Genomic DNA, 20,053 nt, shown 5'->3' with positions numbered 1-20,053 from the left:
CCAGCAGCTTATGACCAACGGCTTATGACCAACGGCCTTACGGACGGCTGACGAACGACATAAGGAGTACGACGCGTGTCCCCTCTCTTCCCGGCCTTGACGGCGGCGCTGGCGGAACCGGACGGCGCCGACGCGCACCGGCCCGCCCTGCGCTTCGGCGACCGTTCCCTGACCTACGGCGAGCTCGCGGCCACGGCGGCACCGCTCGCCGCGCGCGTCGCGGGCGCGGGCCGGGTCGCCGTGTGGGCGACCCCCACCCTGGAGACCGCGGTCGCCGTGGTCGCCGCGCTGCTTGCGGGCGTCCCCGCCGTGCCGCTCAACCCGAAGTCGGGCGAGAGCGAGCTGGGGCACATCGTGAGCGACAGTGCGCCGACACTGGTCCTCGCGGCCGAGGGCGACCAACTGCCCTCCCCGCTGGATGCGTTGGAGCGCGTAGACGTCGAGGTCGACGTGCGCGCCACGGGAAGTACGGGGCACCCAGTCCCCTCCCCCACCGGCCTCGCGGAACGCGGCGCCGAGGACTCCGCCCTGGTCGTCTACACCTCCGGCACCACAGGACCGCCGAAGGGCGCCGTCATCCCGCGGCGGGCCGTCGCCGCCACACTGGACGCCCTCGCGGACGCCTGGCAGTGGACCGGCGACGACGTACTCGTCCACGCGCTTCCCCTCTTCCATGTGCACGGTCTGATCCTGGGCATCCTCGGACCGTTGCGTCGCGGTGGATCCGTACGGCATCTCGGCAGGTTCGAAACGGCAGGCGTGGCACAGGAGTTGAGCGAGGGCGCCACGATGCTGTTCGGGGTGCCGACGATGTACCACCGGATCGCGGAGGCGCTGCCCGACGACCCCGCGCTGGCCAAGGCGCTTGCGCGGGCGCGGCTGCTCGTGTCGGGGTCGGCGGCGCTGCCCGTGCACGACCACGAGCGGATCGCGGCGGCGACGGGGCGGCGCGTCATCGAGCGGTACGGGATGACCGAGACGCTGATGAACACGAGCGTGCGCGCGGACGGCGAGCCGCGCGCGGGCACGGTCGGGGTGCCGCTGCCGGGTGTCGAACTGCGCCTGACGGAGGAGGACGGGGTGACGGCCGTCTCGGCCCGGGACGGCGAGACCGTGGGCGAGATCCAGGTGCGCGGATCCAACCTCTTCACCGAGTACCTCAACCGCCCCGACGCGACGGCGGCGGCGTTCACCGAGGACGGCTGGTTCCGCACCGGCGACATGGCGGTGCGCGATCCCGACGGTTACGTACGCATCGTCGGCCGCAAGGCCACCGACCTCATCAAGAGCGGCGGCTACAAGATCGGGGCGGGCGAGATCGAGAACGCGCTCCTGGAGCACCCCGGTGTGCGGGAGGCCGCGGTCACCGGTGAGCCGGACGCCGACCTCGGCGAGCGGATCGTGGCGTGGATCGTGCCCGCCGATCCCCAATCCCCGCCGCCCGCCGAGGAGTTGGCCGACCACGTGGCGCGCAGCCTGGCCCCTCACAAGCGGCCCCGCGTCGTGCACTACCTCGACACCCTGCCCCGCAACGACATGGGCAAGATCATGAAGCGGGCGCTGGCCCATGACTGACGACCGGCAATCTGTGGCCGCCGACGGGCGACAGCCGACCGAGGACGCGCGCCCCGCAGCCGGCGTCCGGCGGCTCACGGCGCGCGAGGCCATCGGCCTCGTCACGGACGACTTCACCGAACTGCCCGCCCCAGCAGGCGAGTACAGGACGGACGGCCCTCTGTCCTGGCAGGGCTATGACGCCTCGCGTGTGCGCGCCGCCGACCGCACCGGCGAGGCGGAGTCGGTCGTCTGCGGCACGGCGACCGTCGGCGGGGTCACCGCCGTGCTGATCTCCTTCGAGTTCGGCTTCCTGGGCGGGTCGCTGGGTGAGCGCACGGGTGATCGCCTGGAGGCGGCGTACACGTACGCCCGTGAGGCCCGCGTCCCGCTCGTCTCGCTCGTCGCGACGGGCGGCAGCCGCGTCCAGGAGGGCATGCGCGCACTGGTCCAACTCCAGCGCGTGGCAGGGCAGTCCGCGCGCACCAGGCAGGCCGGACTGCCCCAGATCGCCGTCCTCCTTGACCCGACCACGGGAGGCGGCTGGGCCACCCTGGGCGCGGGCGCCGACGTGATCCTGGCGCTGCCGGGCGCCGAGGTGGGTTTCGCCGGTTCACGCGTACGGCCGCCCGACGCGGACCCGGCCGCCTACACGGCGGAGGCCCAGTTGGCGGCGGGCGCGATCGACGCGGTAGTTCCCCCGCAGGAGCTTCCGCGGGTGCTCGGACGCTGGCTGCACCTGCTCAGCCACCCGTCGACCGAGCCCGCCCCGCCTCCCGCCGCCCTGGCCGTCACCGACCTCCCGGCCACCGGCTGGGACGCCGTACGCAACGCCAGATCCCCCCAACGCCCGCGCGCCACCGCCTACTTGGACACCTACCTCACGCACCGCACACCGATCAGTGGTGACCGCTGCGGCGGCACCGACGAGGGCATGCTGTGCGGATTCGGGAAGCGCACGGACGCCACCGGCCGTACGCACACGGTCGCCTACGCGGCCCAGACCGGCACGCCCACCCGCCCCGCCGGCTACCGCACCGCCGCACGGCTGATCCGCCTCGCGGACCGACTGCGCATCCCCGTACTGACGCTGGTGGACACCCCGGGAGCCGCCAACGACGCGGAGGCGGAAGGCCAGGGCGCGGGCGCGGCGATCGCGGAAGTGTTCGGCGCCGTGGCCGCCGCCGACACCCCGATCACGACCCTTCTGATCGGCGAGGGCGGCTCGGGCGGCGCACTGGCACTCGCCGCCCCGGCCAACACCTGGGCAACGCCGGACAGTTACTTCTCGGTCATCGCCCCGGAGGCAGCGGCCGCCATCCTCAAACGGCCAAAGGAAGAGGTACGCGCCACGGCAGACCAACTCCACATCCGCCCACAGGACTTGGTGGACCTCGACGTCGTACGCGGCATCGTGGACACGAAAGACCCGTCCTAGACCGTCAGCAGAGGGGCCACCCCACGCCGGAGACCGCCCGCCCGTCGAAAATCCACTCGGCGGTCTCCGTCAACGGCCGATACCGTGCGGCCACCGATCAAGGGAGTGAGCCGGTGCGCCCCATGCTGCTGATCGACGTCGACGGACCGCTGAATCCCTACGCCGCAAAGCCACACCGCCGCCCCGGGGGCCACCGGACACACCGCCTGCTGACGCCCCGGTGGGAGGCCGCCGAACGGCACCGACTGGATCAGTGAGGGCTGCCCGACAAGCGGGTGAAACCACTGCGGGTGTGGCTCAACCCCGACCGCGGGCCGGCGCTGGCCGCCCTCCCCTTCGATCTGGTCTGGGCGGCGCATGGGCCAAGGGTCGTGCGTTCGCCTGGGTCGACGACGAGATCACCGTTGCCGACCGTGCATGGGTGAAGGCCCACCATGACGGCCCCGCCCTGCTTCATCGCGTCGACCCCCGAATCGGCCTGACCCCCGACGACTTCGCCTTCCTGACGCAATGGGAAAAATCAGTGGCGAGCCCAGGACCCCACCCCCGAGCATGCAACCCATGAGCGACCAACCCGCACGCTGGACCCAGGCCACCGTCTACCCCGACATGTGGGCCGACCCCGACGACGACCCCCGCGACAGCGAAGGAGTCAGTCCGGACGGTGAGCTTGCGACGCTGCAGGACTTTCTGAAGAACTACCGCATCACGCTGCGGATGAAGTGCGAAGGCCTGGACGCGGAGCAGATGGCGCGTCGGTCGGTTCCGCCGTCGACGATGTCGTTGCTCGGCCTCATCCGGCACATCGTCGAGGTGGAGCGGGACTGGCGCAACTGGATCACCGACGGTGATCCGGTGCCGAAGCTGTACGGCAAGCGTGACGCGGACTTCGACGGAGCCGTCGCCGAGCAGGCCGAGGTCGACGCCGCGTACGCCGATCTGGAGCGCGAGCAGGCCGCGACCGACGCCGCGCTGGCCGCCCACCCGGATCTGGGCGAGCGGGTGGGCAAGGACGGGATCGCGATTCGTGAGCTGTTGGTGCACAGGATCGAGGAGTACGCGCGTCACTGCGGGCACGCCGACCTGTTGCGCGAGTGCGTCGACGGCAGGGTGGGCCAGTAGCAGCAATTCGGTTCCGGTGGTGCCGAGCAGGCGCTCGGGCAGCCTACTGATACGGAAGTACGAGGTGGGAGGGGTCGTCCTCGCGTCGGATCTCCCTTGGGCCCCGGGCGTACTGGTTGCAGAATTCCACCGGTTCCTCGAAGGTGATCGCCGTCAGCGGATCGGCGGCTCCCGGCATCGGGATCGCGGGGGCGATGACGTAGTCGTGGCGCGTGACCTCGTCCCGCCGCTCGACCGGCTCCGTCGTGGAGAAGGACAGCGGTCCGGGGCCGTCGCTGATGGTTCCCTGCACACTCCACCTCGTGTGCAGCTCGACGACGCCCGGCCTTGGGCACCGCCACGTCAGGCGCGTGACGCAGAGGGCGTCGGCGTTGAACCAGGCGCTCCATCCCCGGCCGTCGCCGAGAAGTCCCAGTTCAGAGGCCTCCATGACCCCGTAGGAGAAGGGGAGGCTGCTCCAGTGGCCCATCAGCGGGCGATCCAGTTCCATGCGTAGATCTTCGCGCAGCCGGACACCTCAGGTACCTGGTTGGTACCTTGGTGGTATGCCATCGCTGAACGTGTCCTTCACGGACAAGGAGTTCGAGGGAGTCCGCGCGGCCGCGGCGGCCGCGGGCAAGAGTCTCAAGCAGTACGTGCACGACCTCGGTGTCCGTGAAGCGGAGCGCAAGCAGTTCATCGTCGGCGCCTCCGAATGGGCCGAGAAACTGCGGTCCGAGTTCGACGAGGACCGCCCCCAGGAAATTCCGCCCTCCGAGCGCGATGAGGGGTCCACGGCCGCCTGATGGTTCTGTACATAGACGTCGCCTGGCTCTTGGACGTCCAGGAGTTCGCCGTCGCGCCCGAGGACATGACCGTGTCGGACTACTCCACGCTGGTTGCCGCGGTGGCCCGGCACAAGACGAAGCTGCCGACCCTCGAATCCGCCGACCCGGACGCCGCCTGGCGCGCCGCCGCACTGCTGCACACCATCGTGCGCCTTGAGCCGCTGCCCTACCGCAACAGTCTGTACGCCGCCTTCGTGGCGGCCCAGTACATGGACCAGTCCGGCGAGGGCATCGACCCGCCCTACGGTGCGCTCTCCGATCTCGTACGCAAGATCCGCGAGAGCCGCATCAGCGTCTACGCCGTCGCCGACCAGATCAGGTCCTGGAAGGTCTGACCTCCTGGTCCGCCGCCACGACCAGCTGCTGGTCGGGGTCGGTGCTCGCGGTCAGCATGTCCCAGTCCAGGGTCAGCTCGCCGACCAGGGGGTGGCGGAGCTTCTTCGTGCCCACGCTCAGGGTGCCGGCCGCGGCCTCGGCACCGACATCGCGCGTCAGGCGCTGGACGCCGGTCACCGGGTCGTGGCCACCGGCCGCAAGCCCGACCAGGTCCTCGACGCGCTCGGCGGCGACCACGACAACCTGCTCGTCGCCGCGCTCGACATCACTGACCTCGACCAGGCCCGCCACGTCGCGCAGCAGGCCGTGGAGGCGTTCGGCCGGATCGACGTCCTGGTCAACAACGCCGCGAACTTCCACGCGGGCTGCTTCGAGGAATCTCCGACGCCCAGATGCGCCGGCAGATCGAGACGAGCCTGTTCGGCCCGATGAACGTCACCCGCGCCATCCTGCCCGTCATGCGCGCCCAGCGCGACGGCCATGTCATCACCCTGTCCTCCATCGCCGGGCTCGTGGGCCAGGAATTCTGCGTCGCGTACGCCGCCGCGAAGTTCGGCCTCGAAGGCTGGATGGAGTCCCTGCGCTTCGACGTCGAGCCGTTCGGAGTCCGCACGACGATCGTGGAACCGGGCTACTTCCGCACCGAGCTGCTGGTGGACGCTTCCACCACGTGGGCGGAACTGTCCATCGACTACGCCGAGCGCACCGCCGCCACCAAGGCCGCCTGGCAGTCCATGAACGGGCAGCAGGTCGGCGACCCGCCGAGCTCGCCGACGCCCTGCTGAAGGTCGCCGCCTTGGAGCAGCCGCCGCTGCCGCACCCTGGGCGCGGACCTCGCCCACGCCGACGCGCCCTGTCCCTAGAGCCCGCCAAGACCCCAACACCCCAACCACAAGGAACACCCCGTGGAACTTTTCAAGCAGCAGCCGACCGTGAAGGCTCCGGCGGACTGGTTCACCGACGACGTCTGGTTCGACGTCATCTGCGCTGGGCAAGAGCCCTCGCGCATGCGCACGAACATGGTGCGCTTCTCCTCCGGCGCCACGCCCGACCGCTTCATGCAGCACCTGGCCCTGTGGGAGGGCACCGGCGACGACCGCCCGGAGACCACGTGGCTGGAGGAAGCCCGCGAAGCTCCGTCCCGGCGCCCGGTCCCGGCGTCAGCGTCAGCGGCGGGCGTTGAGCCGGGCGGCCTGCCGGGTCAGGTGGTCGCGCTCGGCGAGGTTGGGGGCCTTGTGGGCCGCCTCGGCGTACAGCCGTGCCGCCGTCGCGAGGTCGCCGTCGCGCTCGTGGAAGTACGCCGCCACCGCGGTGTGGCGGGGCAGCGAGTCGTCCAGCTTCGCGAGCGCCGTCAGACCGGCGCGCGGTCCATCTGCCTCGCCGAGGGCCACGGCGCGGTTGAGCAGGACGACCGGGCTGTCGGTGAGGCCCGCGAGCTCGTCGTACCACTCGACGATCTGTACCCAGTCGGTCTCCTCGGCGGTCGGCGCGTCGGCGTGGAGTGCCGCGATGGCGGCCTGGGCCTGGAACTCGCCGAGGCGGTCGCGGGCAAGGGCCGCCTGCAGGATCTCGACGCCCTCGGCGATCATTTTCGTGTCCCACCGGCCCCGGTCCTGCTCGGCGAGCGGCACCAGGCTGCCGTCGGGCGCGGTACGGGCGGCGCGCCGGGCGTGGTGCAGCAGCATGAGGGCGAGCAGCCCCGCCACCTCGGGGTGGTCGATCGCGGCCGCGAGCTGCCGGGTGAGCCGGATGGCCTCGGCGGCGAGGTCGACGTCGCCGGAGTAGCCCTCGTTGAAGACCAGGTACAGGACGCGCAGGACGGTGGCGACGTCGCCGGGCTGCTCGAAGCGCACGCCGGAGACGGTGCGCTTGGCCCGGCTGATGCGCTGCGCCATGGTCGCCTCCGGCACCAGATAGGCCTGGGCGATCTGGCGGGTGGTGAGTCCGCCGACGGCGCGCAACGTGAGCGCGACCGCGGACGACGGCGTCAGCGACGGGTGGGCGCACAGGAAGTAGAGCTGGAGCGTGTCGTCCACCGAGGGCGCGAGGCCGGGCGCCGGTTCCTCTTCCACCCGGTCCTCGCGTCGGCGACGGGCGGTGTCCGCGCGGGTCGTGTCGAGGAACTTGCGCCAGGCCACGGTGACCAGCCAGCCCTTCGGGTCGCGCGGCTGGTCGGACGGCCAGACGCGAAGGGCCTCGATCAGCGCGTCCTGTACGGCGTCCTCGGCCGCCGCGAAGTCGGCTCCGCGGCGGACGAGGATTCCGAGCACGCTCGGCGTCAGGCTCCTCAGCAGGGCCTCGTTCATCTGAGTCACCTGAGAGGTCACTCCGTGATGGTGGGCTGCACGCCGTAGAACGGGCGCAGCTCCAGCCACTCGTGGATCGGCTTCCCGCCCGCGCCGGGGGCGGCCGACAGCTCCCCGGCCAGCTCGACGGCCCGCTCGTAACTGTCGACGTCGATCACCATCCAGCCGGCGATGAGGTCCTTGGTCTCGGCGAACGGGCCGTCGGTGACCGGCGGGCGGCCCTCACCGTCGTACCGGACGAACGTCCCCTCGGCGGACAGCGCCTGACTGTCGACGTACTCGCCGGTCTTCTCGAGCCGGTCCGCGAAGTCCTGCATGTACTGCACGTGGGCCGAGATCTCCTCCGGCGTCCACTGGTCCATGGGCACGTCGTTGACCGCGGCCGGGGCGCCTCGGTAGTGCTTGAGCAGCAGGTACTTGGCCATGGCGGTTCTCCTTGGTACGGGTGCGACCCATTGTGGTCGCGTTCATAGCAGGGACGGAGCCGGTCGGCGGTTCTCGACATCGCCGCCCGAAATCCTTTTTGACACTCACTCGAACGACCGAGCCAGTGCTTCCTCCCGCATGCTCGCCCGCTGGGCCGTGGCGCCGGCCCGGCACCAGTGATCAGCTGCGGTGTTCGACGCTGCCGTCGGTGATCGCTCGGAACAGCTCGCGAGCCCGCTCGCAGAACTGCCTGACCTTTGTGACGTCCGGCTCGTCGCCGTCCGCCAGCATCCGGGCCTGGAGCTGCTCGGAGCGCAGCCCGCCGTAGCGGGCCCACACTTCCGCGGTCACCGGCTGGACCGCGATGTGGCTCACCGTGGGAAGCGGGCGGATGAACAGCAACAGATCGAAGCGGGTCTGAAGTGCGTCCGGAGTGTCCTGGTCGAGTTGGATCAAGCCGGCGCGGCGGAGAGCTGGCGACAGGATCCCGTGGAGCAACGTCGGGTAACCGCCCGCTGCAGGACTGTGGACAAGGAAGGCGAGGAGTCCAGCTGGCCCCAGAAGTACGCCCCAGGGAACGTAGTCGATCCAGTCGGTCGACCGCACGTCCACGCACGCGATCACTGCGTCGAAGCGGTCTGGGGCAGTCCCGCTGGATTCGGCCCGGTCCGTGAAACTCCGATGCCGGACCGACCGCGGACCTAGTGGCGTCAGCATCGGTCCGGATTGGGACCCTGATGCCGCGTCCTCACTCCGCCGCTGCAGCGGGAGGCGTTCGGTGGGGAGGACCACGCGAACGGCGACAGTCCTGCTCAGGCCGGAAGCAGACCAGCGCCAGCCGTAGCAGCAGGTGCCCGCAACATCACGGCCGCGTTGCTGATTCTCATCGACATTTCCGAGCACTGTGATCGCTAAGTGCTGCCCGAAACCGACGACAAACGTTGCCCGCTCCCGCTTACAGGGTCATGCACGCTTCGAACGGCGGGACCACACCCCCCTGGATCAGTCGGCCCGTCGGCCTTCGACACAGAACTGGTTACCCTCCGGGTCGGCCAGTACGACGTACGGTCGAGCCGGGTTCTCCGGGTAGTGCTGCCCATCGACACGCTGGGCGCCAAGCGCCACCAGACGGCCGACTTCCTCGTCGAGATCGCGCTCACCGGCGTCGAGATCGAAGTGAATACGGGGAAATTCCTCCGCAGGGCTCTCGCTCACATCCATCGCAATCGCGACACCAGGCACACCCTGGGGAGGCTCCAGGACGATCCAGTCATCGCCTTCGCAGCGCGGAGGCCGCCGCACATGCCCCAGGGCCTGACGCCAGAACTCGCCCGCCCTCACGTCATCGACCACACCCAGCGAAACCTGCTTGACCATCGTCATCTCAGCAGCCTGGGCAAGCCTTCGCCACCAGAACGCCGATTGGGCAGAACCTCAACCCCCGGCCGGCGCCGCCATCTTGCGCAGTGCGAGAGGCCCGAGTCGACCGAACACGCTTGAACCGCTGAAACCGGGCAACGATCACCATCCGGCCGGGAAACGACCTTCACGAGTGCGGAGTAATGGCTTGCCAACCGCACCCGTGAACACCCCTTACTCGGCAGCCATGACTCCGTCTGATCGAAGACGCCGAAGACTGGCCGGAAGCCTTCGCCAGAGGAGGCGGCCGATGTGGTGAACTCCACTCGTCCATCAGGGACGTTGACGAAGGGCTCCATCGGCTCGATGGCGTACGCGTCCAGCATGCTCCGCACCTTCGCCTTGAAGCCAAGGCAGGTCCACTCGCGGCCGACCGGCTCACCGTCGGCGTCCCAGTCGTCAGGCACCACCGGGCCGAGAGCCTCGGCGAGACACACCGCAGCCAAGAATGGCGACTTGCCCCGGCCTTTCGGCCGGGAGAGCACGGCACGGCTGATGCGCCAGCCATTTGACCAGAGTGTGCCCACGGATCGCCGGCCCGTCGAAGTGCGAGTCAAGAGCGTAGAGCTGAAGGACGAACAGTGCCTGCTCGTCAGTGAGTACCAGCGGCTCTCCGGCCGCGGGCCCGTACGGGACGATCACGTACTCGGCGATCCAGTCCAGAACCTGCCAGCACCTCAGTGTCGCAGTTGCTATACCCGCAGAACCCTGTGAGGTCCAGCCCTTTGCTGAGACTCCCCCTCATTGGGTGCACCTGAGGACGTGGGCCGTTACCCGCGTAAAGACAAAACGGTTCCCCAGATGTTCATCTCAACCGAGAGTGACGCCCGGGGCACCAGCTTTGGCGGGCAAGGACCCCGGGCGCCGCCTCCCTACCGCAAGGCTCACGATGCCCTCACAAGACATCCCACCTCGCGGCGATCTTGAGCGCGACCAGCCCTCAGAGAGCTGCAACGGCTTCGTCGACATCGCCAGCACTGTCCTCCAAGTCTCGGTCCCGCTAGCCGACTTCGTCGGCCTCGATAGCGCGACTCAACTAACGGTTCAGCTGACCTGCGTCGCACTGGCCATCGCGCAGCAATGCCCTCGCATCCGGCAAACCCTTGCCACCCTGTCCAGCGCTGCATTGCGGACGTTCCAGGCCGCAATCCGCCGCCCAAGGAGGTAGATCACACAGTAGCCAGTGGGAGGAGCAACCAGCAGGTTGCGCCTCCCGCTGGCGTTCTCAGTTATAGGGGCAGCACCATGAGGCCTTCATGGCACTGCACTCGCACCTCTTCTTGCAGTTCTGATGACCCTTCGGGAGCTCGATGCCGTAGTAGGACTTTGACGAACCGCCAAGACCCGCCAAGACACAGTGTGAACTGATCAAAGCCCAAGAAGTTCCCCTTTCGGGGCCTGGGTTCACCTATACGGGTGAACATGGCTCCCGAAAATGTGGCCCCATGTGGCCATGCGTCATGGTCGAGAAGAGCTACAGAGCGACGCGACCTCGAATGCGTCATCTCACACTCCGGGGCGTGCAGTTCACGCCCTGATCTCGTCGGGCGTCGCCCTGTTTCCTTCTCTTCGCAGAGATCTTGCTCCGTGGATTGAAAGGCCCTCCTGGCACAAGGGGCCGCCTCCCGCACGTCACAGCCGATCGCGGGGACGCACGACGCGGCCCTACCCAAGACTGCGCAGCAATCCCATGCCGGGCACCCTCTCGCCGGGTCTTACGGGGGCTGTGAACACTTCCGGTGCGCCAAAGACTGGCTCTCCATCGGGCTGGCGACGGTAGGGCACCAAGCCGTAGTCCACACCGTCGCGAAGGTCGCAGCTCATCCACATGATGGCCTCGCGCTCGCCTGCACGCTGCGGAAGGTTTGACGCCGCCCTCGCGGCCAAGCCTTCATCAGCCAGAACCACCACCTGGGGGACAGCGAATACCCATCGGACGGTGCGAAGCTCCCGCCCCTGGACGGCGGCTCGTTCCTCGAATGCCGCCGCGGTCTCCTCGTCGCGCAAGTAGTCGTAGTCGAACAGCACGAGGGTGCGCTCTCCTTGGAGCGCGGCGACCGCCGGGCAGTCGCGATCCTGGATCGCCCGCTCGAGCCGAGATACGACATCGAGCAGCAGCGCTTCAGTCTCCTGGTTCACCGGAGCGCTCGTTTCCGGTGGCCGCCCTCCACTCGCCCGCCCGGTCCTCGCGCAACTTGAACGCGTGATACGTGTCCATGATCTCGACAGAGGCTCGGTTGCCCAGGTGGGAGAGGTAAAGCAGCTTCCGCGTGACGTCGGCACGCTCACGTCGTCCTGCTCGAGTCGGAGTTTCGTCTGGCGTCGCCCCGCCGAGTTCCTCGAGCGCGGCGAGCAGCTCCCTGGCAGTCTCTGCTGCCTTGCGCAGATCAATGCTCACGACCGATCCCACCTCCAGGCTTACGGGTGGTCTCCCGTACTTCGGAGCGGAGATGGGATCTGAGGCGATCACCGGGGTGCCGGTGACCCAACCTTGCTCGGCCACCGGCGCCCCTGCCCGCCGCAGCGGCTCAAACCGATGCGCCTGCAAGCACGGTGTCCGGCGTCCGCAGCGTGCCGAGGTCGAGATCGTCGACACCGCCGGTGACAGCTCGGAGCATGTTGCGTTCCGCGCGGACGGCACCGCGGACAGTCTGTTCGTGATGCGTGAAGGTGTCGACCGCCTGCAGCACCCCGTAGGCCGTGTGCTGCCAGGGGGCGACCCGTGTGTCGTTCCGCCACAACCGCTCGAGGCTCTCGCGCTTGTGCTCGGCGAGCGTGCGGGAACGGCCTGGTCCTTCTGGCAGCCGGGCGTGCGCGTCGATTCCGCGATCTCGTAGACGATGTTCAGCGCCTCCCGGGCTTCGCCGAGCCGCAGTTGAGAGTAGCGGGAGTAGCGGATCTTGAGCTGCTGGCCGGACTCGGCGAGTCCTGCGCTCATGGTGTTGTCACACACCACGTTCGTGACGGCCCGCTTAAAGGTCGTCGCGAGCGAGCGTCAAAACTCGTCGCTCCGAACAAGTGTGGCCTAAATTCCACCCCTTCGGGTGTGACGACGTTCTCCGGGACCTCGACCGAGACCCAGGTGACCGCACCTTGCCGCAGCAGCCCGGCCGAACCGATCGCCAGGTCCGCGTCCAGGAGCTGCGCGATGGTGTCGATCAGCCACTCCTCCCACTCCTCGTAGGGATGTGCCTGATATCCATCGCTGAAGATCCCCATCACATGTCCGGTGTCGCTCCGAACGAAGGCCTGGCGCGCTCCGGTACGTGGATCAATCCGCCGGTGACGGGACTCTCCACGTACACCGGGCTGGCCACGGCGTCCCATCCGAAGAGGCGCCACTTGGCGTCGTCCACCGGGATCGCGCCCGGGTAGTGGTTGGTCTCGGTGCTCTGCAGGTCAGCCCGGTAGTGCCACGCGGTGCCGCGCTTGTCGGTGAATCCGATCAGCGTGTTCGCGTTCAGCCACTCCAGAGTCGCGTTCAGCCACTCAAGAGATTCCTTGGACATCGCGTATCTCCCTTCAGGGTCTATGACATGCGGGGCGTGGGGCGGGCTGCGGACGGGCCGGAGCGAGCCGCCGTCCACCCCACGTGTGATCAACCGGTCGTGCGGCAGCTCACAGCCGCTGCCGCACGTCGCCTTCAGTTGGTGCAGAGAAGGCAGTTGCAGACGTGCGTCTCATGGGGGCACGGTTCCGTCCCGGCGTTGCACGGCCGGCCGTTGTCGGCCTGGCAACGCTCTTCTCCGTGGCCCATAGAGGTGTCGCCGCTGCATTCGGCGGGGTCGTCACCGTTGGCCGCCACGTAGTCGCCGCCACCCGGACCGTCGGGACGCCGCCGCAGTTCGTAGACAGCGCCACACGTCATGCACCGTTCGCACGACGATCCATCGGGGTGACCGTCGCAGCCACCCTCGCTGTAGAAGTGGTGGCCAAAGCTGGACCACACATGCGTGATCGCAGGAAGTGCGGATGAACTCATGGTGTTCGCCCCTGTCTCCCAGGGAGGAAGACCTGGGTACCCCGGCCTGGGGAGGGCCACCGGAGCGCCCAGGCGATCAGAAAGGCAGACGTGCCGCGATCATCGCGGCAGGGTGCGACCCCGCCCGCCCGGGCGGTGGGGAAAGCGGACGGGCGGGGCGTTCAGAGCGAGCTCAGCGCTCATAGCTGTAGGCGAGATCGGGCGCGCCCCACAGGCTGACCGGTCCGGTGAAGTCCACTTCGGGGAAGGCGTCTTCAGCCATCTCGAGCTCGCTGTACATACGCGTGACCACGTCGTCCGCTTGCGACAACGCAGGGGTCTCCCAGATCTCCCTCGGGTCGCCGCAGCGCGCCATGACGCATAGGTCTCGGATGTACCTGGGGTGCAGTTCAGACCCGAGATTCTCTCGTACTCCGTGATCTGGAAGTTCTCCTCGAACCCGTGGATGCCTCGATACATCGCGCAACGGGTCCGAACGCTGGCCGTCGGGTGCGCGCAGAAGAGCGCGAACAGGACGTCTCGGAACGCGTGCCAACAGGCGTACGGTCCATGCCGGCCGGACGCAGCTGCTCAAGACGTCGGCGGTCAGTTCACGGAAGTCGCTCAGCGGGACTCCCTTTATGTACATGGCGTATTGCGCCTCCTTCACAGACAAGGGAAAGTCCCTACCCGCGCATCGGCAGGCAGGGGCTCGTGTACGGGCGGTGGCCCGTCCGCTAGTGCTGTGACCGCATAGGTTCGCTGGGTTGGTGGTCGTGGCGTTGGATGTGCGGTGACGTTCGATCCGACCGCTGGAGGCGCGGTGGCTGAGCCTGTTCGTGTGCGCAGACTGACCGACCAGGAGGGGCGGAAGCTGCAGCAGATCGTGCGCCGCGGCAGTAGGCAACTGTGGGTCAGACAGTCGGCTTTGGTGAAGCCCGCGATCCGCGTAATTCAGCGGCCTGGAGTGCCGAATCAGGGGTCTGACCTGGGCGGGCATGGGTGCGGCGGCCTGGAGGGCGTTTCTCTAGGCGGTGGTGTTCTGGCTGGTCAGCGGTTGTGGGTTTACGCTCCCGGCGGCGGCGTCAGCCCGAACCGCGAGATGACGTCCGGCAGCCACTCCGGCTGGCCGAATTCGAGCCCGTACTTGGCCACGAGTGCCGGAATCGCGTCCGCGGACGGCGGCGGGCCGTCGGCGAGCATCTCGGCCACCTCGCGGAAGCAGTTCTCGAAGCCGGCCGGGCTGATGATCTCGATCATGCGGGCAGGGACCGAGCCGGCGTTCCACATGGCGTGCAGCTCGCCGCGCGGCTTGGTGATGTAGCCGCCGGGGCCCAGCACGGCTTCGCGGTCGCCGGAGCGGAAGCCGATCTCGCCTTCGGTGACGATCGAGTACTCATCCTCGCGGGTGTGCAGGTGCGGCGGCACCAGCGCGCCGACCGGGAACGGGTGCTCGACGACCGACAAGGCGCCGTTGGTATCGGCACCCCAGAGCTTGAAGACCACCCCGATGGAACCAAGGAAGCCCTCGGCGCCCTCGCCGGGGCGGACGACCGTGAGCGGAGGGACCAGTTCCTCGGTCATGGCGATCACTCCTCTGATCGATTTCGAGATACACTGGTGTTCTGCTAAAAGTGTCCATCCCGGATCACGAGGCGTCAAGTTGAGTGAACAGCATCGTTCAGCCAAATCACGGGGCTACGAGATGCGCAAGCGCGCCGAGGACGTCGGTCGCACCCGGCAGCGCATCGTCGAAGCCGCCGTGTACCTGCACGGCACCACCGGCCCCGCGGCGACCAGCATCGCGGCGATCGCCGAGCGTGCAGGAGTGACCCGGCTGACCGTCTACCGGCATTTCCCCGATGAGCCGGCGCTGTTCGCGGCGTGCTCCGGACACTGGCTGTCGCAGCAGACGCTGCCCCGGCCGGAGGAATGGGCCGCTGAGGAGGATCCCGACGAGCGGGTGCGGATCGGGCTTACCGACCTCTACCGCTTCTACCGCGGCGGCGAGCAGATGCTGACGCTGGGCGTCCGAGACCAGCACGCCGTCCCGGAGCCGATCCGGCAGGCGTGGGAGGAAACGAACCGGCGGTACGTCGAGGTTCTGGTGGGTGCGTCAGCGGAGGACAACGATCGGATCCGGCGCGCAGCGATCGGACACGCGGCGGCCTTCACCACATGGCACTCTCTGTGCCGGGAACAAGGACTCGAAGACAGTGAGGCGGTCGAGGCCATGGTCGCGCTGGTCGAGGCGGTCAGCGCAGAAAACTGAATCAGCACTCGGAGATGAACACGTACTCGCAGCCCGGACGGTCCAAGGCGGCATGTGACTGTGAGGGAGGCGAGCACGAGGCCGGTCGGTTGAGCGAGAGGCCGGCTCGTGCGTTGACCGCGATGGCCGACAGGCTTGGTTGATCATGCAGCCTTGGGACGGGGCGGCCCCAGCGGACGCCCTTCTCGCCGCGGATGCGGGCGCGTTCGCGGCGTTGGGCTTGTAGCAGGTCAGGGTCGCGCCGGTGGGTGTTACGCCAGCGCAGGTAGGCGTGGATCTGGCGGGCCAGGGCTGGCTGGCCCGGGGGTCGTTGTTGCCGACGACGAAGCTGCGCAGTGGCCCGAAGTGCGGCTCGATCGGGTTGGCCCAGGACGCGTCGGTCGGGGTGAAGCACAGGTTCACCTTGTGCTTCGCGGCCCAGCAGCGGATCTTGGCGGTGCGGTTGCCGGACCAGTTGTCGAGGATCACGTAGATCGGGGCGCCGTCCGGGCGGGCGGCGCGGATGCTCTTCAGCGCCGTCAGGGTGTGTCGGCGCCCTTTCGATCTCGGACGGCACCCCACAGGGTGTCGTCTCCGAGGCTGTAGCAGCCGTGGAAGTAGCTGATGCCGTGGGCGCGGTGGTAGCTGGCGCGTAGCCGGTTGGGGTGTTTGTGTCTCGCCCAGCACACGCCGTGGCAGGGGCGGATGGACAGCGGCCCGAACTGGTCGAAGGCGAAAGCACCGGTCGGGGAACCGGCGGGTCACCTCCTCGATGCGGTCCAGCTTTGCGTCGGCGTCCGGATCTTTTGTCTCCTTCCAGGTGCGGGTGCGCTGGAAGGAGAGGTGGTGGCGGTGCAGCAGTACCCGCAGCCGCTCCCGGTGGATGGCCACCGGGCGGTCGGGCTGAAGGCGCAGGTAGTCGGCCAGCTTGCGCAGGCTCCAGTGGGTGAAGGGCAGGCCAAGCTTCCTGGGTCGCATCTTGGCGACCTCGACGACGTACGCCTCGTCGGCCTCGGTGATCCGCCGCGGTCGGCCGCCGGACCACCGCGGCTCCAATGTGCCCAGGCCGCGGTCGTTGAACGCGTGGATCACATCGCGGACGGTGTCCGGATCGGCCGCGACCAGCGCGGCGATCGCCTCGTTGGTATTGCCCGAGGACGACGCGAGGACCATCATCGCCCTACGGACCTTGATCGTGCCGCGCCGCCCCCGTCGCACGATCCGCAGCAGGGTGGGGCCCTCCTCGTCCGTCAGCCGACGGGCCCGTACCAGCCTAGCCATCACAGGACTCCTTCCACGACGAAGTGGCAGGTCCTGCACCTGACCGGAAACCGAGATCGTCACACCCCAACCCGGCCGACCATCGCGGTCAACGCACTAGTAGGACTTTGTTAGGTGGCTGGTCATGGTTCGGCTCTGGTAGTTGGCTTGGGGTATGACTCCGGAGGAGCTCGCCGGGTGTCGTGACCGGCTGGAGGAGTTCACGGCAGAGGTGTTCGCGCCGTTGGTGCGGTCGGACCAGCGGGCCAAGGCCGGCCTGTATCTGCGGGGGCTGCTGCTGGATCGGCGGCGTGAGTCGATGCAGCCGATGGCCCGCCGGCTTGGTGTGGATCATCAGGGGCTGCAGCAGTTCGTCACGTCGTCGACCTGGCCGGTTGCTGCGGTGCGGCAGCGGCTGGCCCAGCGGGCGCTGGCCGTGCTGCGGCCGGAGGTGTGGGTGGTGGACGACACCGGCTTTCCCAAGGACGGTGACCACTCGCCTGCGGTGGCCGCGCAGTACTGTCCGCCGCTGGGCAAGACCGCCAACTGCCAGGTGGCGGTGAGCGTGCACGCGGCCACCGATACCGCGTCCTGCCCGCTGGCCTGGCGGTTGTTCGCGCCGGAACGCTGGGACGGGCTCGCGGCGGCCGACCGGCGTCGGCACTGCCGCATTCCGCCTGACGTGCATCACCGCCCAAGTGGCAGCTGGCGTTGGAGATGTTCGATGAGCTGGCCGGGCTCGGGGTGCGGCCCGCGGTGGTGGCCGCCGATGCTGCCTATGGCAACAATGCGTCCTTCCGTGCCGGTCTGGAAGAGCGGTCCGTGGCCTATGTGCTGCAGGTCAAGGGCGAGTTGACGGCCTTCCAAGCGGACATCGAACCGGTCACCCTGCCCTATGGCGAGCTGGGGCCACGCCCGCTGCCCCGCTACCGGACCCGTCCGCTCAGCCTGCGCGTACACGTGCTGGCCGCGGGCCGCAAACAGGCCATCACCATCACCTGGCGGCGGGGCTCGAGAGGCCGGATGCGGGCCCGGTTCGTGTTCCTGCACGTCCGCCCGGCCGGGCGTCGCCCCAAGCCCGCCGCCGACGGCGCCATCGGCCTGCGTTGGCTGATCGCCCAATGGCCCAACGACGCCGACGAGCCGGTCAGGTACTGGCTCTCCAACCTGCCCGCCGACCTCCCGCCCCGCGTCCTGGTCCGGCTCGCCAAGACACGCTGGCGCATCGAGCACGACTACCGCGAGTTGAAGACCGCCCTTGGACTCGACCACTTCGAGGGCCGTTCCTGGGACGGCTCGCACCGCCACGTCACCCTGGTAACCGCCGCCCACCTGTTCCTCACCGAACGGCACACCGACCCAAAAGCCCCCGCCGGGGCCTGACCCTCTACCAGGCCCTCGCCGGACTCCAGCAACTGCTCGCCACCTGGTCAGGAAACTGCCCGACCTGCCACCAACCCGCACCCTGGCAGCCCTACGACACCACCTAACAAAGTCCTACTAGGCCGTGTCTTTCGGATCATCGCGAAAGACACGGACTGAGGCTCGGCGTCGGCGGGGCTACCGGGGTCGCAGGGCGTGGAGATCCGGCAGATGGCGTTCGCCGACGTGGGGCAGGGTGGTCTTCCGTCCTTGGCTATCGCACAGACGTACGCGCTGCCTCGGTGGGGACGAGTCCGTCTCCACGACGATGTCCTGGCTGTCGGGCCAGGCCCACTTCCGCGCCCGCACCACCCCGACCACGGCGATCCCGCGCGCCCGCACCACCGTGCGGGCGCACCACAGGGACAGGGCCCACACGCCGTCGACGATGGTCAGAACTCCTATCAGGATCGCCGCGACCCAGCCCGGCAGGTCGTTGATGACACCTCGAGCACCCCGCACGCCAGCATCAGCGCGATGAGCGCGAGCACCTTCAGCCGCGCGCGTCTGTCGGCGCGGTACTCCCGCAAGATCACACCCGTCACGCCCGTTACACCCATGCCCCGCCCCCCCGGGTGGCCTACTTGGCGGCCCAGTAGCCCAAGTTGTTCCGGTTCCCCTCCGCCGCCCGGCGCGTCGCGTCCGGCGATCCCAGCAGACCGTACGGCAGATACCCGGACCGGACACCGAGTTCCCACCCATGGACCTGGACGGCGAGGCAGGCCAGGGCGAGGGTGCCGAGGGGGAGGAGGGACCGGGGCGCGGGATCACCGGCATCGGCCTCGACGCTCTCCCGGTACGCGACCAGCCGGGCGACGAGGGCGTCCTCGAAGGCGTGCTGGTCGTCGTCGAGGAGTACGCGGAGCAGCTGCTGGTCCGCGCTCAGCGCGTCGCCGACCTCGTCGAGCCGCCGGGCGGCCTCCGCGCGCTCCCCGGCGTCGGGCTTGCGCAGCGGAACCGTCGGCCAGTCGCGGGGCAGATGCCCGGCCGCCTCGGTGAGATAGGGGCACAGGGCGTCCATGGCGGCGAGGTCGGCGGGGTCGGAGACGGAGGTGTACCGGTTGTAGGGCACGCCGTCACGGATGGCGGGCGCGTAGTCGCCGCGCAGCAGCAGCCCGGTGACCCCCTCCCAGTCCCACACATGCCCGCTGACGACACATATCTCGAACATGTCGAGCCAGGTCCGCGCGGTGGGCGCCTCCCTGACGACGTCCCGGAAGGTGATGGGCCCGTCCCCGAACTCGTCGTCGTCCGGGTCCGTGCTGATCCGCTCCCCGACGAGGGGGAACCGGAGTTCTTGGTCCCCGTCCGGGAAGCACATGATGCTCAGCACTCCGTGCACACACTCCGCGGCGGTGACGGCGACCGTGCCGGCCGCGGCGTCGAGCCCCGGCTCCGTCACCGTTCGCGCGGCGACATGGTCGAGCAGTTCGTCCGCCATGGCCCGGATCAGCGTCGGCGAGATGCTGCCGTACCGCAGCGAGTGCCACCGCGTGTAGGCCCGCCCGTCGATGTCGTCGAGCGCCTCGGCCAACCGCTGCTCGCCGACCTGATGGCATGTCACATCTTGCACGTGCCCCGTCCCTTCATGAACTCCACGACTGGACAAGCACGTTATCAACGAGCACTGACAGCACTAGTGCTGCGTTCCTCAAAGGATGTACATGTAGCGACGCCTGCGTGTGCGGGTGGGAGGGGGCGGACGGCCCCAAATCCACGGCTGTGCCTGGG

The 20,053-nt window shown here is 68.9% G+C and carries 21 protein-coding genes and 6 pseudogenes; 12 read left to right on the top strand and 15 right to left on the bottom strand.

The features are described 5' to 3' along the window. Window positions 1-75: 75 nt before the first annotated feature. The 4 genes and pseudogenes from AB0O76_RS39895 (at window position 76) to AB0O76_RS39880 (ending at window position 4,114) form a co-directional block, all read left to right on the top strand. Complete coding sequence (locus tag AB0O76_RS39895; RefSeq protein ID WP_365501909.1) at window positions 76-1,575, top strand: acyl-CoA synthetase; 1,500 nt, start codon at window positions 76-78, stop codon at window positions 1,573-1,575. Then, on the top strand, window positions 1,568-2,992 hold the full coding sequence (locus AB0O76_RS39890) for a carboxyl transferase domain-containing protein (RefSeq protein ID WP_365501907.1): 1,425 nt from the start codon (window positions 1,568-1,570) through the stop codon (window positions 2,990-2,992). Before AB0O76_RS39895 ends, AB0O76_RS39890 begins: the two co-directional genes overlap by 8 nt. 122 nt (window positions 2,993-3,114) lie before the next feature. Beyond that, window positions 3,115-3,557, top strand: a pseudogene (locus tag AB0O76_RS39885) (hypothetical protein). Next, window positions 3,545-4,114, top strand: coding sequence for a DUF664 domain-containing protein (locus AB0O76_RS39880; RefSeq protein WP_365501905.1), 570 nt, complete (start codon window positions 3,545-3,547; stop codon window positions 4,112-4,114). The pseudogene AB0O76_RS39885 and the gene AB0O76_RS39880 overlap by 13 nt, the downstream one beginning before the upstream one ends. Before the next feature lie 43 nt (window positions 4,115-4,157). Here AB0O76_RS39880 and AB0O76_RS39875 read toward each other — a convergent pair whose 3' ends face one another. After that, on the bottom strand, window positions 4,158-4,604 hold the full coding sequence (locus AB0O76_RS39875; protein ID WP_365501903.1) for a hypothetical protein: 447 nt from the start codon (window positions 4,602-4,604) through the stop codon (window positions 4,158-4,160). Window positions 4,605-4,659: 55 nt separating this feature from the next. On the opposite strand from AB0O76_RS39875, the gene AB0O76_RS39870 reads away from it, so the two are divergent. Then, a complete protein-coding gene (locus tag AB0O76_RS39870; protein ID WP_365501901.1) occupies window positions 4,660-4,899 on the top strand; it encodes a hypothetical protein in 240 nt (79 codons plus the stop codon). Then, complete coding sequence (locus AB0O76_RS39865; protein ID WP_365501899.1) at window positions 4,899-5,276, top strand: toxin Doc; 378 nt, start codon at window positions 4,899-4,901, stop codon at window positions 5,274-5,276. The genes AB0O76_RS39870 and AB0O76_RS39865 overlap by 1 nt, the downstream gene beginning before the upstream one ends. A gap of 16 nt (window positions 5,277-5,292) precedes the next feature. Here AB0O76_RS39865 and AB0O76_RS39860 read toward each other — a convergent pair. Beyond that, window positions 5,293-5,400: pseudogene (locus AB0O76_RS39860) on the bottom strand (transcriptional regulator); the annotation flags it as partial. Between AB0O76_RS39860 and AB0O76_RS39855 the strand changes: the two are divergent. The 3 genes and pseudogenes from AB0O76_RS39855 to AB0O76_RS39845 form a co-directional block, all read left to right on the top strand. Next, window positions 5,368-5,709, top strand: coding sequence for an SDR family NAD(P)-dependent oxidoreductase (locus tag AB0O76_RS39855; RefSeq protein WP_365501897.1), 342 nt, complete (start codon window positions 5,368-5,370; stop codon window positions 5,707-5,709). The pseudogene AB0O76_RS39860 and the gene AB0O76_RS39855 sit on opposite strands and share 33 nt — an antisense overlap. Beyond that, on the top strand, window positions 5,670-6,062 hold the full coding sequence (locus AB0O76_RS39850) for an SDR family NAD(P)-dependent oxidoreductase (RefSeq protein ID WP_365501895.1): 393 nt from the start codon (window positions 5,670-5,672) through the stop codon (window positions 6,060-6,062). Before AB0O76_RS39855 ends, AB0O76_RS39850 begins: the two co-directional genes overlap by 40 nt. 120 nt (window positions 6,063-6,182) lie before the next feature. Beyond that, window positions 6,183-6,398: pseudogene (locus AB0O76_RS39845) on the top strand (cupin domain-containing protein); the annotation flags it as partial. Between the two features lie 45 nt (window positions 6,399-6,443). Here the strand turns inward: AB0O76_RS39845 and AB0O76_RS39840 are convergent. The 10 genes and pseudogenes from AB0O76_RS39840 to AB0O76_RS39795 form a co-directional block, all read right to left on the bottom strand. Beyond that, entirely contained in the window at window positions 6,444-7,583 is a 1,140-nt protein-coding gene (locus AB0O76_RS39840; protein WP_365501893.1) for a DUF6596 domain-containing protein, read from the bottom strand. A gap of 17 nt (window positions 7,584-7,600) precedes the next feature. Further along, window positions 7,601-8,008, bottom strand: coding sequence for a YciI family protein (locus AB0O76_RS39835; RefSeq protein ID WP_365501891.1), 408 nt, complete (start codon window positions 8,006-8,008; stop codon window positions 7,601-7,603). 181 nt (window positions 8,009-8,189) lie between these two features. Further along, window positions 8,190-8,465, bottom strand: coding sequence for a hypothetical protein (locus AB0O76_RS39830; RefSeq protein ID WP_365501889.1), 276 nt, complete (start codon window positions 8,463-8,465; stop codon window positions 8,190-8,192). Window positions 8,466-9,011: 546 nt separating this feature from the next. Beyond that, complete coding sequence (locus AB0O76_RS39825) at window positions 9,012-9,392, bottom strand: VOC family protein (RefSeq protein ID WP_365501887.1); 381 nt, start codon at window positions 9,390-9,392, stop codon at window positions 9,012-9,014. Then, window positions 9,389-9,955, bottom strand: coding sequence for a hypothetical protein (locus AB0O76_RS39820; RefSeq protein WP_365501885.1), 567 nt, complete (start codon window positions 9,953-9,955; stop codon window positions 9,389-9,391). Before AB0O76_RS39820 ends, AB0O76_RS39825 begins: the two co-directional genes overlap by 4 nt. Window positions 9,956-11,093: 1,138 nt before the next feature. Continuing rightward, complete coding sequence (locus tag AB0O76_RS39815) at window positions 11,094-11,567, bottom strand: hypothetical protein (protein ID WP_365501883.1); 474 nt, start codon at window positions 11,565-11,567, stop codon at window positions 11,094-11,096. Continuing rightward, window positions 11,551-11,826 carry a hypothetical protein gene (locus tag AB0O76_RS39810; RefSeq protein ID WP_365501881.1) on the bottom strand — a complete coding sequence of 92 codons (276 nt, stop codon included), beginning with the start codon at window positions 11,824-11,826 and terminating at the stop codon, window positions 11,551-11,553. The genes AB0O76_RS39815 and AB0O76_RS39810 overlap by 17 nt, the downstream gene beginning before the upstream one ends. A gap of 130 nt (window positions 11,827-11,956) precedes the next feature. After that, window positions 11,957-12,366: pseudogene (locus AB0O76_RS39805) on the bottom strand (DUF932 domain-containing protein). 280 nt (window positions 12,367-12,646) lie between these two features. After that, complete coding sequence (locus AB0O76_RS39800; protein ID WP_365501879.1) at window positions 12,647-12,937, bottom strand: hypothetical protein; 291 nt, start codon at window positions 12,935-12,937, stop codon at window positions 12,647-12,649. Window positions 12,938-14,454: 1,517 nt separating this feature from the next. Further along, on the bottom strand, window positions 14,455-14,973 hold the full coding sequence (locus tag AB0O76_RS39795; protein ID WP_365501877.1) for a cupin domain-containing protein: 519 nt from the start codon (window positions 14,971-14,973) through the stop codon (window positions 14,455-14,457). Here AB0O76_RS39795 and AB0O76_RS39790 point away from each other — a divergent pair. Together AB0O76_RS39790 and AB0O76_RS39785 are read left to right on the top strand one after the other, a co-directional pair. Continuing rightward, window positions 14,972-15,661 (top strand): TetR/AcrR family transcriptional regulator, encoded by a 690-nt coding sequence (locus AB0O76_RS39790; RefSeq protein ID WP_365501875.1) that lies wholly within the window; start codon window positions 14,972-14,974, stop codon window positions 15,659-15,661. The two genes, AB0O76_RS39795 and AB0O76_RS39790, sit on opposite strands and share 2 nt — an antisense overlap. Window positions 15,662-15,905: 244 nt before the next feature. Then, window positions 15,906-16,133: a hypothetical protein gene (locus AB0O76_RS39785; protein WP_365501992.1), complete on the top strand. Its 228-nt coding sequence runs from the start codon at window positions 15,906-15,908 to the stop codon at window positions 16,131-16,133. On the opposite strand, the pseudogene AB0O76_RS39780 reads toward AB0O76_RS39785, so the two are convergent. Next, window positions 16,049-16,813, bottom strand: a pseudogene (locus AB0O76_RS39780) (helix-turn-helix domain-containing protein); the annotation flags it as partial. The gene AB0O76_RS39785 and the pseudogene AB0O76_RS39780 sit on opposite strands and share 85 nt — an antisense overlap. A 262-nt stretch (window positions 16,814-17,075) precedes the next feature. Here AB0O76_RS39780 and AB0O76_RS39775 point away from each other — a divergent pair. Beyond that, window positions 17,076-18,283, top strand: a pseudogene (locus AB0O76_RS39775) (IS701 family transposase). A gap of 177 nt (window positions 18,284-18,460) precedes the next feature. Here the strand turns inward: AB0O76_RS39775 and AB0O76_RS39770 are convergent. Together AB0O76_RS39770 and AB0O76_RS39765 are read right to left on the bottom strand one after the other, a co-directional pair. Then, the gene (locus AB0O76_RS39770; RefSeq protein ID WP_365501873.1) at window positions 18,461-18,784 is read right to left on the bottom strand and encodes a hypothetical protein; all 324 of its coding nucleotides are present in this window, start codon (window positions 18,782-18,784) and stop codon (window positions 18,461-18,463) included. A gap of 118 nt (window positions 18,785-18,902) precedes the next feature. Next, on the bottom strand, window positions 18,903-19,895 hold the full coding sequence (locus AB0O76_RS39765) for an immunity 49 family protein (protein ID WP_365501871.1): 993 nt from the start codon (window positions 19,893-19,895) through the stop codon (window positions 18,903-18,905). Window positions 19,896-20,053 lie beyond the last annotated feature (158 nt).

This window comes from Streptomyces sp. NPDC086554 (genome assembly GCF_040686095.1).
In the GTDB taxonomy this organism is placed as follows: Bacteria; Actinomycetota; Actinomycetes; order Streptomycetales; family Streptomycetaceae; genus Streptomyces.
The sequence above is the reverse complement of the archived record's forward strand: the minus strand, read 5'-3'. Positions and strand labels throughout refer to the sequence as shown.

What these genes read in the sequence shown, in the direction of transcription:
- AB0O76_RS39850 (WP_365501895.1), top strand. Translation starts at nt 5,670, where the DNA reads ATGCGCCGGCAGATCGAGACGAGCCTGTTCGGCCCGATGAACGTCACC.
- AB0O76_RS39840 (WP_365501893.1), bottom strand. Translation starts at nt 7,583, where the DNA reads ATGAACGAGGCCCTGCTGAGGAGCCTGACGCCGAGCGTGCTCGGAATC.
- AB0O76_RS39870 (WP_365501901.1), top strand. Translation starts at nt 4,660, where the DNA reads ATGCCATCGCTGAACGTGTCCTTCACGGACAAGGAGTTCGAGGGAGTC.
- AB0O76_RS39865 (WP_365501899.1), top strand. Translation starts at nt 4,899, where the DNA reads ATGGTTCTGTACATAGACGTCGCCTGGCTCTTGGACGTCCAGGAGTTC.
- AB0O76_RS39790 (WP_365501875.1), top strand. Translation starts at nt 14,972, where the DNA reads ATGGCGATCACTCCTCTGATCGATTTCGAGATACACTGGTGTTCTGCT.
- AB0O76_RS39795 (WP_365501877.1), bottom strand. Translation starts at nt 14,973, where the DNA reads ATGACCGAGGAACTGGTCCCTCCGCTCACGGTCGTCCGCCCCGGCGAG.
- AB0O76_RS39875 (WP_365501903.1), bottom strand. Translation starts at nt 4,604, where the DNA reads ATGGAACTGGATCGCCCGCTGATGGGCCACTGGAGCAGCCTCCCCTTC.
- AB0O76_RS39890 (WP_365501907.1), top strand. Translation starts at nt 1,568, where the DNA reads ATGACTGACGACCGGCAATCTGTGGCCGCCGACGGGCGACAGCCGACC.
- AB0O76_RS39800 (WP_365501879.1), bottom strand. Translation starts at nt 12,937, where the DNA reads ATGTCCAAGGAATCTCTTGAGTGGCTGAACGCGACTCTGGAGTGGCTG.
- AB0O76_RS39835 (WP_365501891.1), bottom strand. Translation starts at nt 8,008, where the DNA reads ATGGCCAAGTACCTGCTGCTCAAGCACTACCGAGGCGCCCCGGCCGCG.
- AB0O76_RS39825 (WP_365501887.1), bottom strand. Translation starts at nt 9,392, where the DNA reads ATGACGATGGTCAAGCAGGTTTCGCTGGGTGTGGTCGATGACGTGAGG.
- AB0O76_RS39880 (WP_365501905.1), top strand. Translation starts at nt 3,545, where the DNA reads ATGCAACCCATGAGCGACCAACCCGCACGCTGGACCCAGGCCACCGTC.